We start from the raw sequence: 15,986 nt of genomic DNA, 5'->3' as shown, positions 1-15,986 counted from the left end.
CGTGCGTGCTCCCGAATGGGGTTCAGGCGGTGTTGGAGGGGGTGCCCGGGCGGGTCGCGAGGGGCACGAGCTCCTTGTAGTCCCAGTTTACGGGCTGCACCCGGACGTTCTGCCCGCTGTAGGGCGCCTCGACCATCTGGTCGTTGCCCAGGTAGAGGAACACGTGGTGGATCGTCGTCGGGTCGGTGCGGTCGTAGGCGTAGAACATCAGGTCGCCGGCCTGGGCCTGGCGAACGGGGAGGTGGCCGCCGGCCCGGTACTGGTCCCGGGACACCCGGGGGAGCTTGATCCCGGCCTTCTCGAACGCCCGCAGCATCAGCCCCGAGCAGTCGTAGGTGTTCGGGCCGGTGGCGCCCCAGACGTACGGCTTGCCGACCTCGCCGAGGGCGAACTCGATGGCCGTCCGGGCGACCCCGGCCGGGAGCTCGGCCGAGCCGCTCCCGCAGCCGGTGGGGTCGGTGACGTCGCCGAGCTGCTCGACGAGGTCCGCCGCGAGCCCCTCCCACTTCGCGTAGGCGCTGGGGAAGGCCGACCGCTGCACGGTCTGGGCCGCCACGGTGACCGGTTGGTCCTCCCAGTCCGGCACCTGCAGCAACCGGTCGTAGAAGATCCGCGCGCTGTAGTTCGGGTCGGTGACCTGCGCCGGCGAGCCCCAGCCCTGGGAGGGCCGCTGCTGGAAAAGCCCGAGCGAGTCCCGGTCGCCGTAGTCGATGTTGCGGAGCGTCGACTCCTGCATCGCCGTGGCCAGCGCGACGAGCCACGCCCGCGGCGGAGCCTGCAGCTCCTTGCCGACGCCGATGATCGTCGCGGCGTTCTGCCGCTGCTCGTCCGTCAGCGTGTCGATGGTCGCCCCCGCCGCGCCCCCGCGCCCGACGGTCCCGATAGGCCCGATGCCGGCGTCGCACCCGCTGGTGACCCGCGGCTGCCCGGCGTTGGGCGCGAAGGCGAGGAAACCGAGCGTCAGGAAGACGACGAGCGCGACGCCGATCGCCACGAAGGGCAGCAGCAGCCGCAGCGGCCGGAGCAGGCGCACCCCGTCAGGCCCGGTCGTAGCCGGAGACGCGCCAGCCCGCCTCGGTGTCGACGACCGTGACCTGCAGGGTCAGCGCGTCCGTCGGCACGTCGACGACGACGGAGGCGGGGGACACCTGCGTGGCCGTCGCCGATCCCGTCACCCGGGTGGCCGGGATGTTGGCGGGGTCGACGCCGGTGAGCGTGCCGACGTACTCCGGCGTCGTGTACGGGACGAGCGAGTTCACCCACTGCTGGTTGGTGGTGCCCGCGGGGTGGGTGGCCCAGGCGGTGGCCCAGTTCTGCGCCACCTGCAGCGCCTCGGCCGGGGCGGCGGAGAGCGGCAGCGTGGTCGGGGTCAGCGCCGCCACCGGCGGGAGGGCCGTCGGGGTGGGCGAGGCGGGGGCCCGGGCCCCGGTCGTGGCCGTCGTCGCGCCGGGCTTGGTCACCACCGGCGCCTGCGCGGGCGGACGGAGCGCACCCACGGCCAGGCTGACCAGCACGGCCAGGCCGAGCACGACGACGACGGTGACCGCGAGCCGCAGCGGGGTGCGGAGGGGCCACCCCCACACCGCCCGGTAGGCGGCCGCGCGCCCGCGCGGGGACCTAATCGGCATCGCGGCCCGTCCGGGCGGGGCGGTAGATCCGGTAGACCGGGACGCCGTCGACGAGCTCGGCGTCGACCGGTCGGGCCTGGACGGCGCGGGCCGCCGCCGGATCCGACCTGCGGTAGATCACGCGCTCGTCGATCTCGCTGGGGTCGTTGCGCGTGGGGTACGCGCCGGTCGCCGCCGGGGTCGGGGACCCGCCCGCGGGCAGGGCCGGACGGCGCGCGGCCGAGAGGGCGGCGGCGTCCGCGCCGGTGACCTCGGCGTGCCGCCGCGGGGTGCGCGCACCCGGTCCGGCCGGGCTGACCGTGGCCTGCACGGGAGGGACGCGGGAGTACTCGGCCTCGGGGCGCACGGCGTCGGGATCGTCCCCGGCGCCGGACCCCCGGCGCTCGTTCCACCAGCGGCCCTGCCGGTCCTCGGGGTCCGCGCCGCGGACCCGCTGCCACACCCGGGACATGGGGCCGCCGCCGATCGACGGCACGATCCCGCCGAACTGGTCCCGCGTCAGCGACACCATCGACACCAGCCGCCGGAAGGGCCGCGCGACCGCCCACAGCACGACCGTGACCACGCCGGTGACCAGCAACGACAGCCAGAGGTCGATGCCCGCGCCGGGCCGGAACAGCGACACCACGAGCAGCGCGTGCAGCCCGGCCAGCGCGCCCACGATGATCGTGTTGACGATCGCGGCGCCGGCCACGCGCAGCAGCGCGGGCAGCACGTCCGGCTTCAGCACCGCCACCACGGCGATCGCCGGCGCCGTCATCACCATCAGCCGCAGCAGCAGCATCGCGACCAGCACCAGCACCTTCGACAGCAGCTGGAACAGCGCGATGCACACCGCCTGCACCACCGACAGCACGCCGACGCCGACGCGGCTGCCGGACTCGCCCTGGAAGTAGCTGTACCGGTCGCCCATCTGCCCGGCGAGCGTGGCGTAGTCGTTCTTCTTCTGCTCGGCCAGCTGCGGGGTGTCCTGCCCCTCGGCGACCTCGTTGATCGTGAAGGTCGACGCGCGCAGCAGCGGCCGGCCGAGGTCCGTGGCCTGCGGGACGTCCGGCGAGCCGAAGTTGCCGCGCAGCCAGTTCGTGTAGACCACCTGGTCGACCAGCACGGTCGGCAGCGTGTCCCGGTCGCCCAGGCCGACCTGGGAGAGGAAGCCCTCCTGCATCTGCGTGACGCCGTCGAGCAGCAGCGTGTCCGCCGCCCGCGCCCAGTTCACCGGGGCCAGGTAGGCCGCGCCGGCGAGCACCAGGGCGCCGAGCGCGAACGCCGCCCGCTGCGTCTGCCGGGCCAGGTCGCCGCGCAGCGCCAGGACCAGCAGGATCACCGCGAGGATCACCAGCGCCACGCCGATCCACAGCGTGAACACCGAGTCGTACATGGCCCGCGTGGCCGCGGTGATCACGTTGTCCAGCGGGTCGAGCAGGGCCCCGCCGTCCGCGATCAGGTAGTGCGCCCAGTTCACGCCGCCCACGGCGAACTTCGCGACGTTGAACGTCTGGTTGCCGAGCCACGTGTCCGTGGTCGTCGCCGGGTTGAGGACGCCGCCGGCGCAGCCCAGGTCGTAGTTGTGCCAGGTCATCCCGGCGTAGCCGACCTCGCGGTACACCGAGCCGGGCTCGCCGCCGTCGGGCCGGGGCGGGTCCAGCGAGCCCACGAGTCCGGTGCCGGGGCGGTCCGGCTCGGGGCTCTGCTTGCAGTCGAAGCCCTGTGCGACGGCCGGGCTGCCGACCAGCCCGCTGCCCGCCACCACGGCGAGGACCAGCAGCAGGGCGGCGCCGCGACGACGGCGCGGGGCCCCGGCGTGCCGGCGGGCGCGGTCCTTGCGTACCGCGACCACCACGGCGGCGGCCAGGACGAGCAGTACCGCCAGGAGCCCGGTGGTCCCGCCGGTCGACGCCGTGACGGACGCCGCGGCGTTCACCGCCCGCCCTCGCCGGGGGCGCCGGAGCGGGCGCGCTCGGCGGCGACGTCGCCGGCTTCCTCGGCGGCGGGACGGCCGTCACTCCCGTGCCCGTCGTGGACCGGGAGGTCCTCACCCACCGACGTCGGCTCGGCGAGGTCGTCGTCCACGTCCGCCCAGCCCTCCTCCAGGTCGTCCAGGAGGTCGAGCTGCTCGTCGTCGAGGTCGTCCGGGTCCGGCTCCAGCGAGCCCGGGACCACCCGCACCCCGTCGTCCCAGCCCGGCCGGCCCGGTCCGACGCGGGTGGCCTCGCCGGTGCGGATCTCGGGGGCGGTCAGGTCGACGGGGTCGAGATCCTCGTCCAGGTCGATCCCGCCCGGTGGCACGACGACCTGCCGCGCGCCGACCGGGCGCGGCTCGTCGGGCGCCCTTCCGGAGTCCGCCGCGAGGACCGGAGCCCCGCTGACGGCGACCCGGCTGGCGTCGGGGTTGGTGTCGAGGGCCTCGCGGACGTGGTCGAGGTGCGGCGCCTCGAGGTCGATCCGGATCTTCTCGACGCCGCCGTGCCCGTCGGCGAACACGAACTGGCGCGGGGTGTCGTCCGGCCGGTCGTCGTGCCGCGGGCGCGGGGAGAGCGTGCTCAGCATCTGCTCGTAGCCGACGCCGGTGGGGACCCGCAGCAGGCGCAGCGCGTCCGTCTGGGCCTCCTCGTCGTCCGTGCGGCCGACGAACACGGCGTTGACCAGCGACGCGAACCCGGAGACCCGCAGCAGGTCGCCCGCCAGCTGGGAGGCGAACAGCGCCCGGACGTTGAACTTGCGGGAGTCGCGGGCGAGCCGGTCGATCAGCACCTTGCCGGTGGGCACCTGGGACAGGAAGTGCGTCTCGTCGAGCGCGACGCCCTTGCGCAGGTTGCGGTCGGCGTCGTAGATCGTGCGCTGGGTCAGCCACGACGCGAGGTTGAGCAGCTCGACGGCCAGCGCCTCGTTGTCCGTCCACTCCTCGCGCGGGCTGCCCGGCCGCGGCAGCGTCATGCCCTGCATGGTGAGCACGGTCAGCCGGTAGTCCCGGTCGGCGGCCCACGGGTCGTCCCGGCTGGTGTCCGGGAACAGCAGCGCGGCCTGCGGGAGCTCGCGGCGCTCCTCGAGGAAGTCCGCGACCACCCCGGCGTGCTCCTCGCCCTCGCGCTGGTGCCGGCGCAGCGCGTCGATGACCAGGCCGGGGTGCCGGTCCGGGGCGCCGCCGACCTCGCGCACCGCGCGGAGCAGCACGATCCGGGTGTGCGGGAGCCGGGCGACGTCGTAGGGCAGCAGGCCGGTGAGCACGTCGAGCACCAGGCGGCGGCGGGTGGCGGCGGCCAGGGACCGCTCGCGGCGCCAGGACCGCTCGGGGTCCTCGTCGTCGGCGAAGTGCTCGGGCCGCGGCTCGGCGACCACCCGGTACGGGTTGAGGATGCCCGGGTCGGCGCGCAGCAGGTTGATGTGCCGGGAGAAGGAGGCGAGCTCCGGCAGCCGGGTCAGCTCGGCCAGCGGGCCCGACGGGTCGAGCACCGTCCACCGTGCACCCGCGCGGAGTGTCTTGTAGACGATCAGGCCGGTGAGGAAGGACTTGCCGGAGCCCAGCCCGCCGACGACGGCGGTGAGGCCGGAGGCCCGCCGGACCTCCTGCGCGAGCCAGGGGTCCCAGGCCACCGGTCGTCGGGTCGCGGTGCAGGTCTCGCCGAGCATGATCCCGCGCCGGTCGCCCACGCTCGCCGTCGCGGCCGGGACCGCGGCCGCCGCCCAGGTGACCGACCCGCGCCGGCGGTACGCCGTGGACGCCATCGCCTCGCCTGGGATGAACTCGCGGGCGTAGCGGTACTGCGCCTCCGGGTGCTCGATCTGCACCTTCGGCGAGTACAGGTCCAGCACCTGCTGGGCGCGCTGGATGGCCTCGCCCTCGTCCGGCCCGGAGACGGCGATCCGCCACCAGCCGTAGAGCCGCGTGTTGAGCTGCGTCAGGCCGCTGGTGAGCTCGTCCTCGACCTCGAGCACGCGGTCGGCCTGGCGGGCCAGCGACATCGGCGGCTCGAGGTCGTGGTCGTGGGTGTAGTGCCGGATCTGGCTGCGCACCTTGCCCATCTGGCGCTGCAGCTCCCCGGTCACCTCCTCCGGCTTGCGGATGTACATCCGCGCCGACCACTCCACCGGGAAGGGGAGCCGGTCGGAATGCTGCATCCACGGGTCGTCGACCTCGGGGATGCGCAGGCCCTCCATCAGGCCGAGGGAGAGCACCGCCACGTCCCGCGTGACGGCCTGGCCGCGGACCCGGCCGGTCACCTTCACCGTGGGGGCGTAGGGCTCCTGGTGCAGCTCGACGCCGTCCGTGAAGGCCGCGAGGTCCTCCTCCTCCCAGCGGGTCACGCCCACCGGGACCGACGAGAGGCTGCGCGGCGCGGGCAGGCCGAGCGCGACCGAGCGGTGCATCAGCCAGGCCATGTCCGACGCCGAGGCGGGCACGCCGTCGAGCCCCGAGCCCGCCACGAGCGCGTCGAGGTGGTTGAGCTCGGACTCCAGCGCGGACAGCTCGGCCCGCACCGCCGCCGGCACGACCCGCCCCAGCACCGGCGCCGCCCGCTCGACCCAGCGGTCGAGCATGCTGCGGCCGGACACCTCGACGCCGAGGAAGACCTCCTTGTCGCTCATGGACAGTCCCATGAGGTGGCGCTGCTCGCCCTCCAGGAAGCCGTCCCAGCCCAGGGCGCCCGGGACGTCGGGCATCCGGCCGAGGGCGTTCTTGTCGAACGACTCCGCCCACATGTGCACCGGGTACGGGCGGGTGGTCACCCGCAGGTGCAGCCACCGGCCCTGCAGCTCGCCGAGCTGCGCCGCGATCTGCCGGATGAGGATCTCGCGCTGGCTGTCGCTGCGGAAGCTCCACGCCTGCGGGGACAGCCGGTACCAGGCCATGACCTGGGTGGACGTGCGGGTGACGTGCCCGTCGATGCTGCGCAGCGCGATCGTGGGGCTGAACTTGGGGAGCTTGGCATCGCCCTGCAGGGAGCGACCGGCGGGGCGGCGGCCGTCGCGGAAGGGATCGCGCTTCTCACGCGCGGCCACGGCCCGACCCCTTCCACCCGTTGTTCGTGGCGGCCTCGCGGCGCTGCGCCGAGGTCGCCCAGGGCTGCGGCGCGGCGGGCCTGCGCCCGACGCGACGCGGGGCGGCTCTCGGCGCGGGCTCCGGAGCGGTCCTCGGCGCGGTGTCCGGTGCGGTCTTCGGGGCCGTGCTCGGGGCGGCCTCGACCGGCGTGACGTCCCGCAGCACGGGCGCGGCCTCGACGACCTGCGGGGCGGGCCCGAGCTCGGGTTCCGGTGCGGTCCGCTCGGCCGGTCGCGGCTCCGGGACGGCCGGGCGGCCCGACCGCGGGAGGGCGCGTCGGGTCCGGACGTGCGCGAAACGCACCGGCCCGCCCGCGCCGCGCCGGCGGCGCCGGGGACCCGTGACCTCGTGCCGGAAGTGCTCCGCGACCTGGCTCAGCGGGCGCTCGTAGTCGATCTTCTTGCCCAGGAACCGGGTGGCGACCACGGTCAGCACCAGCGCCCAGGCCACGGAGAAGAAGTCCAGCCCGATGCCGATACGGCGCTGCAGGAACATGATCACGATCATGACGAGCAGGCCGACACCGTAGGAGACGTACCGCGCGCGCCACGGGAAGGTCGCGCGCGGCGGACCCAGCCAGACGGAGTCGACCCGGTACACCTCGTCGTCGGTGCGGACCAGCACGGTCAACCGGTGATCAGGCTGGCGAGGAAGGCACCGACCTGCGGCCCGTTGCCCGACACCGCGATACCCAGCGCGACCAGGCCGACGAGGAGTCCGACGCTCCGGCGGGCGACGCCGGCGTTGTCACCCTTGCCGCCGATCCACAGCAGGATGATGGCGATGCCCAGCAGGATGAGCGGGACGATGTTGTCCTGGATCCACCCCTGCAGGCCGTTCGTCGTGAGGTTCTGGGCGTACCAGAGGGTGCGGGCCCCTGGTCCGGTCATCGGTGTTCTCCTGCCGTGGTCGGGCGGGCACCCTGCGGGAAAGGGGGGAGCACGGGCCGCCAGCGGACCAGGGTAGCCACGCCGACCTGAAGACCTGGTGTGACCACGCCAGAGCCACCCGTTCGCACGCGTTTCCGGCTTCCCGGCGGCACCCGTTCGTCCCAGATCTCCCACCGACCGTGAAGCGGGGCCCGCCGATCGGGCTAGAGGTGCGCGGCTCCGGTGACCGGTCGTCCCGCCCGGTGGGCGGCACGACCCGGACATTCGGTGATTCCGCTCTCAGAAGGGCACCCTGTCCTCGGCGCCCTGACCGGGGGAGCAGCGGTTGCGGAGCGCGTCCGGCGCCCCCCGTCTGCGCAGCGTGCCGTGCCCGTCACAGGGCACAGGGCCACCCCGGTGACCTATTCTCCCGCTCACGCGATTGTCGTCGCGAACCGCAACGAGGCCGTTTCGTGTTGCTACTCGTCAGTAACCACGCGTATAGCCTTCTTGCCGGGACCACGACAGGGAGGTTCGTCCACATGACCTGGGTGCAGTACGTGCTCGGCATCGTCACGGTGTTGTCCGCCGTGGTGGCCGTGGCGCTGGTGTGGCGCACGGTGGCGAGCATGGTGAGCATCATCCGCCTGGGCCAGGCCGACGCCACGCGCAACGGCCCGTTCGGGCCGCGGTTCGCCACCATGCTCAAGGAGACCCTCGGCCACACCCGGATGCTGAAGTGGAGCCACGTCGGGGTGTTCCACTGGCTGGTGATGGTCGGCTTCGGCGGGCTGTTCCTGGCGCTGGTCGAGGCGTTCGTCGAGGTGTGGAACCCGACCTTCCACCTGCCGATCATCGGCGAGTGGGGCCCGTACTCGCTGTGGGTGGAGATCCTCGGCGTGGGCACCGTGGTCGGCATCCTCCCGCTGATCGTCTACCGGCAGGTGAAGAACCCGCGCCGGCTGGGGCGGGCGTCGCGGTTCTACGGCTCGCACATGGGCCGGGCCTACTTCGTCGAGGCCATCGTGTTCCTGGAGGGCGTGGGCATCCTCGTGGTGCGCGCCTCGAAGCTCGCGCTCGGCGCGTTCGACGCCCCGGACTGGTCGACCTTCGTCTCCGGCCCGCTGTCCACGATCTTCCCGGGCAGCCCCACGCTGATCTCGGTGTTCGCCGCGGTGAAGGTGCTCTCGGCCACGCTGTGGCTGATCGTGATCGCGGCCAAGCCCACGATGGGCGTGGCCTGGCACCGGTTCACCGCGTTCCCGAACATCTACTTCAAGCGCGAGGACGACGGGCGCAAGGCGCTGGGCAACGTCAAGCCCATGACGTCGCAGGGCAAGGTGCTCGACCTGGAGGAGGCCGACCCGGACACCGACACCTTCGGCGCCGGGCGGGTCGAGGACTTCACCTGGAAGGGCCTGCTCGACTTCACCACCTGCACCGAGTGCGGCCGCTGCCAGTCGCAGTGCCCGGCGTGGAACACCGAGAAGCCGCTGTCGCCGAAGCTGCTGGTCAACGCGCTGCGTGACCACGCCTACGCCAAGGCCCCGTACCTGCTCGCCGGCGGGCGCAAGGACATGACCGGCGACGAGGTCGGGCTGACCGGCGACGACGCCGAGGCCCGCCTGGCCGCGATCCCGGAGGCCGCGGTGAAGGAGGCCGAGCGCCCGCTGGTCGGCGGCGAGGACGTGCTGGGCGTCATCGACCCGGACGTGCTGTGGTCCTGCACCACCTGCGGGGCCTGTGTGGAGCAGTGCCCGGTCGACATCGAGCACGTCGACCACATCGTCGACATGCGCCGCTACCAGGTCATGATCGAGACCGAGTTCCCCACGGAGCTGTCCGGGCTGTTCAAGAACCTGGAGAACAAGGGCAACCCCTGGGGCTCCAACCAGAAGGACCGCCTGGCCTGGACCCAGGACCTGCCCTTCGAGGTCCCGGTGTTCGACGGCGAGCTGTCGGCCGACACCGAGTACATCTTCTGGGTCGGCTGCGCCGGCGCCTTCGACGACAACGCGAAGAAGACCACCCGCGCCACCGCCGAGCTGCTGCACCGGGCCGGGGTGAACTACGTGGTCCTGGGCACCGAGGAGACCTGCACCGGCGACCCGGCGCGGCGCGCGGGCAACGAGTTCCTGTTCCAGATGATGGCCCAGCAGACCGCCGAGATGCTCAACGCGGTGTTCGAGGGCCGCGAGCCGGGCACCCGGAAGATGGTCACCACCTGCCCGCACTGCCTCAACTCGCTCTCGCGGGAGTACCCGCAGCTCGACGGGCACTACGAGGTCATCCACCACACCCAGCTGCTGAACAAGCTGGTCCGCACCGGCAAGCTCGTCCCGGTCGCCGACCCGGACGCCTCGAAGAAGGTCACCTACCACGACCCGTGCTACCTCGGCCGGCACAACGAGGTCTACGAGGAGCCGCGCGAGCTGGTCTCCGCCGTGGGCACGTTGACGGAGATGCCGCGCCACGGCGACCGCTCCATGTGCTGCGGCGCCGGCGGGGCGCGGATGTGGATGGAGGAGCGGATCGGGCAGCGGATCAACGTCACCCGCACCACCGAGGCGCTCGAGACCCTCTCCCCCGCCGGGGGCGACGGCGCGGCCGCCGCGGCCGGCACGATCGCCGTCGGCTGCCCGTTCTGCCGCACGATGATCGGCGACGGCCTGACCCAGAAGCAGGCCGGCGGCGAGGGCGAGCAGGTCCAGGTCCAGGACGTCGCGCAGATGCTGCTCGCCTCGGTCCAGCGCGGCGACTCCGCGGTCGCGACGCCGGCCGCCGAGGAGGCGACCGAGGGCGACGTCGAGCAGACCACCTCGGCCCCGCTCACCGAGAACACCCCGGCCGGCGCCGCCGACTCCGGGGCCGCCAACGCCTCGACCTCCACGGACGCCGCGGCGGAGACGGTGAAGCCGGCCGAGGCGCCCGGGGACGCGGTCGCGGAGAAGGCCGCCGACGCCGACACCACGGGGCCCGACGCGGACAAGTCCGAGGTCACCACCGGGATGAACGACGCCGCGGTCGAGGGCTCGGGCAAGGAGCCGACCGCGGAGACCGAGGCCGGGACGGCCGGGCCGTCGGAGCCCCCGACCGGGTCGACCGAGGCGTCGAAGGAGTCCACGGGCAGCAACGGCTCCGGCCCCAAGCCGGAGACCAACGGCCACGCCCGCACCGACGCCTCCTCCGGCACCGGCGACAAGGGCGACTCCACCTCCTGACGCAGTCCACTCACCGGCCCCGCGGTCCCCGATCGCGGGGCCGGTGGCGTTCTCGGGGGTGCTGTGTGGGTGGGGACGCCGGCGGGCGCAGTCGTGGGACGAGGCGGACGTGATCATCGGAGGTCACGGTCGGGCGCAGTCGTTCCCGGTCTCGGGATACGGCGGACCGAGGGTGATCATGACGCGTCGTCGGAGTGGCACCGCGGAGGAGCCGTGATCGTCGTTCCGGACCGTTCGGGGCCGCCCTTGGCCAGGCGTGGTCCCGAACAGTGATCTTGCGGAGTCCGGCGGGCTGTCGGAGCGCGACTCGCGGGAGTGCCGCTGAGGTGGCGAGGGTCAGGGGCAGGGGCGGAAGCTCGCGACCCGCCAGGTGGCCTTGGCGGTGTTCTCCGTGCGCACCACCTCGACGGTGCCCAGTGCGGGGACGGCGAGGCCCCAGGCGGTGGAGCAGCCGTCGAGCGCGAGGACGGTGCCCGGCGGCGGGACCGGGGTGGGCGAGGTGGAGGCGCGGGGCGCGGAGGTCGGGCTGCCCGCGGGCACACGGGTCGCGGCCACGCCGACCCCCGCGGCGCAGTCGGCGGTGCCGGTGGTCTGCGCCAGCTGCGTCTGCGCGGCGGGGTCGAGGAGCCGGCACACCGCCTCCGGGTCGGCCGGGGTCAGGCCCTCGCCGAGCTTGGTCAGCACCAGGTCGGGGCGGTCGTAGCCGAAGCCCGCCCGCATCTGCGTCCCGGCCTGCTGCGCGATCTGCGCCTCCTGGTCGCGGACCTCGGCGGCGCGGAACTGGTAGCCCACGAACGACACCAGACACAACGCCGCCCCGACGGCTGCGAGCTGCCACCGCGGCAAGCGCAGCAGCCCGGCGATCAGCACCCCGATGCTCGCGGCGAAGGCCCAGGACCACGGGTTGCCGGCGGTCTCGTGCACGAGCCCGGCCAGCATCGCGATCCCGGCGACGTGCCAGGTCCAGCCCTTGAGCAGCCGGTCCAGCCGCAGCAGCGCCAGGAGCACGAGCACCACGAGCCCGGCCGCGACCGGTACCCACCAGCGGGCCTGGTCGTCGAACGCCACGAAGAGGAACAGCAGGGCCGCCGCGCCCAGGATCCCGAGCCCGATCGCCCCGCGCCAGCTCCGGGGGCGGAACCTCCGCAACGCCTCCGCCGCCGGCGCCCGGTCCCCGCGCGGCTCCCGCCCGCTCGGGTCGGGTCCTCCGGCGGAGCCCGACGAACGCCCCGGCCCGTCCCCGTCCCGGGGAGCGCCGCGTTCGTCCCGCTCCGAACCGACCCGGTCTCGTCCGGCCTGGTCCCGGTCACCCGGGACCAGCTCGATCGGGACCAGCTCGCCCCGGTTCCGTCCGGCCTGGTCCCGCTGCGCAACGGAGTCGCCCTCGTCCCGCCGCGCGACCTGGGCCTCGGGATCGGGACGCTCGTCCAAGGACCCCGACGCGGCGACGTCGCTCGGGTCCTCGACCGGGCGCCGCGCCGGGGCGTGCCGCCCACTGCGCCACGCCCCCGTCCCGGTGGGGGGGTCGGGGCGGGCTGCAGGGTCGCGGCGCTCCATCGGCGCCCAGCCTAGCGACCCGCTGCGTCCGGTAGCGGCCTCACAACCAGCCGTGGTCGCGGGCCCGCTCCAGCGCCTCCACCCGCGTCGCGACGCCGAGCTTCTGCATCGCCGAGGACAGGTAGTTGCGGACGGTGCCGGCGGAGAGGTGCACGCGCGCGGCGATGTCGCCCGCCGTGCCCGCCGGCCCCACCTGCCCGACGCTGCGCAGGACCTGCAGCTCCCGCTCGGTGAGCGGGCAGTCCTCCGTGGTCAGGGCGGTCATGGCCAGGTCGGGGTCGACGTAGCGGCCGCCGCCGTGCACCCGCCGGATCACGTCGGCGAGCAGCGAGGCGGGCGCACTCTTCGTCACGAAGCCCGCCGCCCCGGCGGCCAGCGCGCGCCGCAGCACCCCGGGCCGGGCGTGCCGGGTCAGCACGATGCACCGGACGCCCGGCGCGTTCGCCTGCACCCACTGGGCGACCTCGGCACCGTCGAGGCCGGGCATCTCGACGTCGAGGACCGCGACGTCCGGCTCCTGCGCGGCGATCGCCGCCACCGCCTCGTCGCCCGAGGACGCCTCGGCGACCACGGTCAGGTCGGCTTCGAGGTTGAGCAGGGCACCGACGGCTCCCCGGGTGAGCGACTCGTCGTCGGCGAGGACCAGCCGGATCACCGGCCGCTCCCCAGAACCGCCTCGAGCCGGTAGCCGCCCCGCCCGTCGCAGCCGGCGGCGAGCCGCCCGGCGTGTTCCTCCAGGTAGCGCTCCAGCCCGGCGAGCCCCGTACCGGCGCCGTCGCCGGGGCCGGACACGCCGTCGTTGCACACGACCAGCCGGTCCGCGCCGATCTCGATGGTGCAGCGGCTCGGCTCGGCGTGCCGCAGGACGTTGGTCATGGCCTCGCGCAGCACGCGGCCGAGGACGTTGCGGGCGGCCGGCGCGACGGCGTCGGGGTCGCCGCGCACCTCCAGCGCCACCCCGGCGGAGCCGAGGACCGCCCGCGCCCCCGCGAGCTCGATGGCGAGGTCGGTGTCCCGGGTGCTCCGGACCAGGGCCCTGACCTCGGTCAACGACTCGCGCGCCACCCGTTGCACCTCGTCCATCTCGGACCGCGCCCGGTCGGGGTCGGCCTCCAGCAGCCGGGCGGCGAGCTCGCTCTTGAAGGCGACGACCTCGAGCGCGTGCCCGAGGATGTCGTGCAGGTCGTCGGCGAGCCGGAGCCGTTCGCGGGCGGTGGCGAGCTCGGCGGCGGTGCGGCGCGAGTCGTCGAGGTCGGTGACGGCCTTGAACCACCACAGCCGCTCGACGTCGAGGCACCACATGCTCGCCACGTAGAACCCGGCGATCCCGGCCGCGAACCACGGCGAGATCGGAACCCCCTCGATGCTGGGCCGCACGAGCGCGCCGAGGGCGTAGGTCAGCGCGACCACCACCGCGGCCGACGCGACCACCCACAGGGCGATCACCCGCGCCCGCCGGCCCGCGACGACGTCGCCCAGGAGGATCCCGGCCACCAGCGCCCAGGTCCACCCGGCCCAGGACGAGGCGACGCCGACGAGCGTGATCGCCAGGCCCACCGCGCACGCGGCGGTCACGAACACGGGCGAGGCTGGGGTGCCGAGCGACCGCACGTACCGCCGGATCCGGATCAGGTGCAGCACCATCGCCGCCAGGTAGAGCGGGACGAGCGCGGCCAGCCAGGCGGGCTCCGGCAGCCCCGTCCACAGCACGAACGCGGGCACGAGCAGCAGCCAGCCGACGGTCATGAGCAGCCCGATCCGGCTGAACCGGCGCGCCGCGCGGACCTGCCGCTCCTCGGCGGCGAGCCGCCCCTTCGGCTCGGCGGTCGGCGGGCGGTCGGTCGTCACACCGCCGACGGTATCCGAGACGTCCGGCCCGGTCCCGACCTGCGACGGGACCGATGACAGCTGTCATCGCCAGCCGTGCACAGCGTCAGCAGGACGTGTGATGCGCGCGCCTACCGCGGCACCCCGGCGGCCGGGCACCGTGGTGGTCATGACGGAGACGGTGAGCGAGCCGGCGGTGGCCGGTGCGGGGGGACGCGACACGGCCATCCGGGTACGGGGGCTGCAGGTGCGGTACGGGACGTTCGAGGCCGTCCGGGGGGTCGACCTCGAGGTCCTGCGCGGCGAGGTGTTCGCGCTGCTGGGCACCAACGGCGCGGGCAAGACGACCACGCTCGAGGTGCTCGAGGGGTTCCAGCGGCGCAGCGGGGGCGAGGTCTCGGTGCTCGGCTTCGACCCGGGCACCCAGCGCGACGAGCTGCGGGCGCGGATGGGGATCCAGCTGCAGGAGGGCGGGTTCGTCGAGGAGCTGACGGTCGGGGAGACGCTCGAGCTGTGGGGGAAGCTGGCGGTCCGTCCGGACCGGCCCGACCGGCTGCTGGAGCGCTTCGACCTGGGGCACCGCCGCGACGTGCGCGTCGGTGCCCTGTCCGGCGGCGAGAAGCGGCGCCTCGACCTGGCGACGGCGGTGTGGGGCTCGCCCGAGCTGGTCGTCCTCGACGAGCCGACGACCGGCCTCGACCCGGGGTCCCGGCGCCGCACCTGGGACGCGATCCAGGAGCTGCAGGAGGCCGGCCGCACGGTCGTCCTCACCACGCACTACCTGGAGGAGGCGGAGGCGCTGGCCGACCGGGTCGCGATCATGCACGAGGGGCGGCTGGCCGTGTCCGGAACACTCGAGCAGATCCTCGCGAGCCGACCGGCCGGGTTCTCGGCGACGCTCCCCGAGGGCGTCACGCCGCCCGACGGCGCGGTGCTGGAGGGCCGGACGGTCCGGGTCGGCACCACGGATCTGCAACGCGACCTCACCGCGTTCCTGGCCTGGGCGGCCGACCACGGGATCCGGCTGTCCGACCTGCGGGCCGCGCCGGCGTCGCTCGCCGACATCTACCACTCGATCCGCACCGACTCGGACACCGCGTCGGCACCCGAGGAGGCGTGATGGACCGCGTCACCGCACTGGTCTGGTCCGAGCTGAAGCTGATCCTGCGCAACCGCACGATGCTGACGTCCGTGCTGGTCGTGCCGCTCGCCCTCGGCGTCTTCCTGACCTTCAGCCAGATCGACGCGCCGACCTACGTCGTCGCCATGCAGATCGTGTTCGCGCTCGGGATGGGGGTGTACGTCGGTGGGACGCAGACGCTGGTCGCGCGCCGGCAGTCCCGCGTGCTCAAGCGTTTCCGGACCAGCGGGATCTCCGACGGCGGGCTGCTGGTCGGGACCGTCGGGCCCGCGGCCGTGCTGGCCCTGGCGCAGCTGATCCTGTTCGGGGTGTTCGATGTCGTGGCCGGCCTGCCGGCACCGAGCGCGCCGCTCGCGCTGCTGCTCGCCGTCCTGGGCGGCCTCGCGCTGGTGACGACGGCGGCACTCGCCACCGCGATCGTGACGCCCTCGGCCGAGCGGGCGCAGATCACCACGCTGCCGCTGTTCTTCGTGGTGGTCGGGTCCGCGGTGATCATCGCCGTGATCCCGGCGGGCGGCTGGCCCGACATCCTCGCGCTGCTGCCGGGCGGGGCGATCGGCGCGCTGAGCCGGGTGGCCTACGGTGCGCCGTGGACGCCGTACGCCCTGGTCTCGCTGGTCGCGTGGCCGGTGCTGTTCGGCTGGCTGGCCACCCGCAACTTCCGATGGGACGCGCGGGTGGCCGCGGTCTGACCCCTCGGGTCGA

12 protein-coding genes are annotated in these 15,986 nt (G+C 74.3%); 3 read left to right on the top strand and 9 right to left on the bottom strand.

The genetic code is table 11. The features are described 5' to 3' along the window. Positions 1 to 22 precede the first annotated feature (22 nt). From PKE99_RS01690 to PKE99_RS01665, 6 genes are read right to left on the bottom strand one after another with little or no spacing between them, the layout of a single operon-like run. Positions 23 to 1,033, bottom strand: coding sequence for a C40 family peptidase (locus PKE99_RS01690; RefSeq protein WP_156067274.1), 1,011 nt, complete (start codon positions 1,031 to 1,033; stop codon positions 23 to 25). Positions 1,034 to 1,037: 4 nt separating this feature from the next. Beyond that, positions 1,038 to 1,628, bottom strand: coding sequence for a hypothetical protein (locus PKE99_RS01685; protein ID WP_037041959.1), 591 nt, complete (start codon positions 1,626 to 1,628; stop codon positions 1,038 to 1,040). Next, entirely contained in the window at positions 1,618 to 3,549 is a 1,932-nt protein-coding gene (locus tag PKE99_RS01680; RefSeq protein ID WP_051736946.1) for a hypothetical protein, read from the bottom strand. Before PKE99_RS01680 ends, PKE99_RS01685 begins: the two co-directional genes overlap by 11 nt. Beyond that, a complete protein-coding gene (locus PKE99_RS01675) occupies positions 3,546 to 6,626 on the bottom strand; it encodes an ATP-binding protein (RefSeq protein WP_081923851.1) in 3,081 nt (1,026 codons plus the stop codon). The genes PKE99_RS01680 and PKE99_RS01675 overlap by 4 nt, the downstream gene beginning before the upstream one ends. Beyond that, a complete protein-coding gene (locus PKE99_RS01670; protein WP_197040500.1) occupies positions 6,613 to 7,296 on the bottom strand; it encodes a hypothetical protein in 684 nt (227 codons plus the stop codon). Before PKE99_RS01670 ends, PKE99_RS01675 begins: the two co-directional genes overlap by 14 nt. Further along, positions 7,293 to 7,556 (bottom strand): hypothetical protein, encoded by a 264-nt coding sequence (locus PKE99_RS01665; protein WP_037041961.1) that lies wholly within the window; start codon positions 7,554 to 7,556, stop codon positions 7,293 to 7,295. The genes PKE99_RS01670 and PKE99_RS01665 overlap by 4 nt, the downstream gene beginning before the upstream one ends. 521 nt (positions 7,557 to 8,077) lie before the next feature. Here PKE99_RS01665 and PKE99_RS01660 point away from each other — a divergent pair. Then, positions 8,078 to 10,756 (top strand): heterodisulfide reductase-related iron-sulfur binding cluster, encoded by a 2,679-nt coding sequence (locus PKE99_RS01660; protein ID WP_063739673.1) that lies wholly within the window; start codon positions 8,078 to 8,080, stop codon positions 10,754 to 10,756. Positions 10,757 to 11,092: 336 nt separating this feature from the next. Here PKE99_RS01660 and PKE99_RS01655 read toward each other — a convergent pair whose 3' ends face one another. From PKE99_RS01655 to PKE99_RS01645, 3 genes are read right to left on the bottom strand one after another with little or no spacing between them, the layout of a single operon-like run. Beyond that, a complete protein-coding gene (locus tag PKE99_RS01655) occupies positions 11,093 to 12,313 on the bottom strand; it encodes a hypothetical protein (RefSeq protein WP_156067277.1) in 1,221 nt (406 codons plus the stop codon). 40 nt (positions 12,314 to 12,353) lie between these two features. After that, positions 12,354 to 12,968 (bottom strand): response regulator transcription factor, encoded by a 615-nt coding sequence (locus tag PKE99_RS01650; RefSeq protein ID WP_037041964.1) that lies wholly within the window; start codon positions 12,966 to 12,968, stop codon positions 12,354 to 12,356. After that, positions 12,965 to 14,161, bottom strand: a complete 1,197-nt coding sequence (locus tag PKE99_RS01645) for a sensor histidine kinase (protein ID WP_051736948.1) — start codon at positions 14,159 to 14,161, stop codon at positions 12,965 to 12,967. Before PKE99_RS01645 ends, PKE99_RS01650 begins: the two co-directional genes overlap by 4 nt. Positions 14,162 to 14,309: 148 nt before the next feature. Here PKE99_RS01645 and PKE99_RS01640 point away from each other — a divergent pair, with 148 nt between their 5' ends. After that, positions 14,310 to 15,260, top strand: coding sequence for an ABC transporter ATP-binding protein (locus tag PKE99_RS01640; protein WP_051737009.1), 951 nt, complete (start codon positions 14,310 to 14,312; stop codon positions 15,258 to 15,260). Continuing rightward, the gene (locus PKE99_RS01635; protein ID WP_037041965.1) at positions 15,260 to 15,973 is read left to right on the top strand and encodes an ABC transporter permease; all 714 of its coding nucleotides are present in this window, start codon (positions 15,260 to 15,262) and stop codon (positions 15,971 to 15,973) included. Before PKE99_RS01640 ends, PKE99_RS01635 begins: the two co-directional genes overlap by 1 nt. Positions 15,974 to 15,986 lie beyond the last annotated feature (13 nt).

Origin of the sequence: Pseudonocardia halophobica (assembly GCF_027922425.1) — a bacterium.
In the GTDB taxonomy this organism is placed as follows: Bacteria; Actinomycetota; Actinomycetes; order Mycobacteriales; family Pseudonocardiaceae; genus Pseudonocardia; species Pseudonocardia halophobica.
Note: the sequence above shows the minus strand (reverse complement) of the source record. Positions and strands in the feature narration are given on the sequence as shown.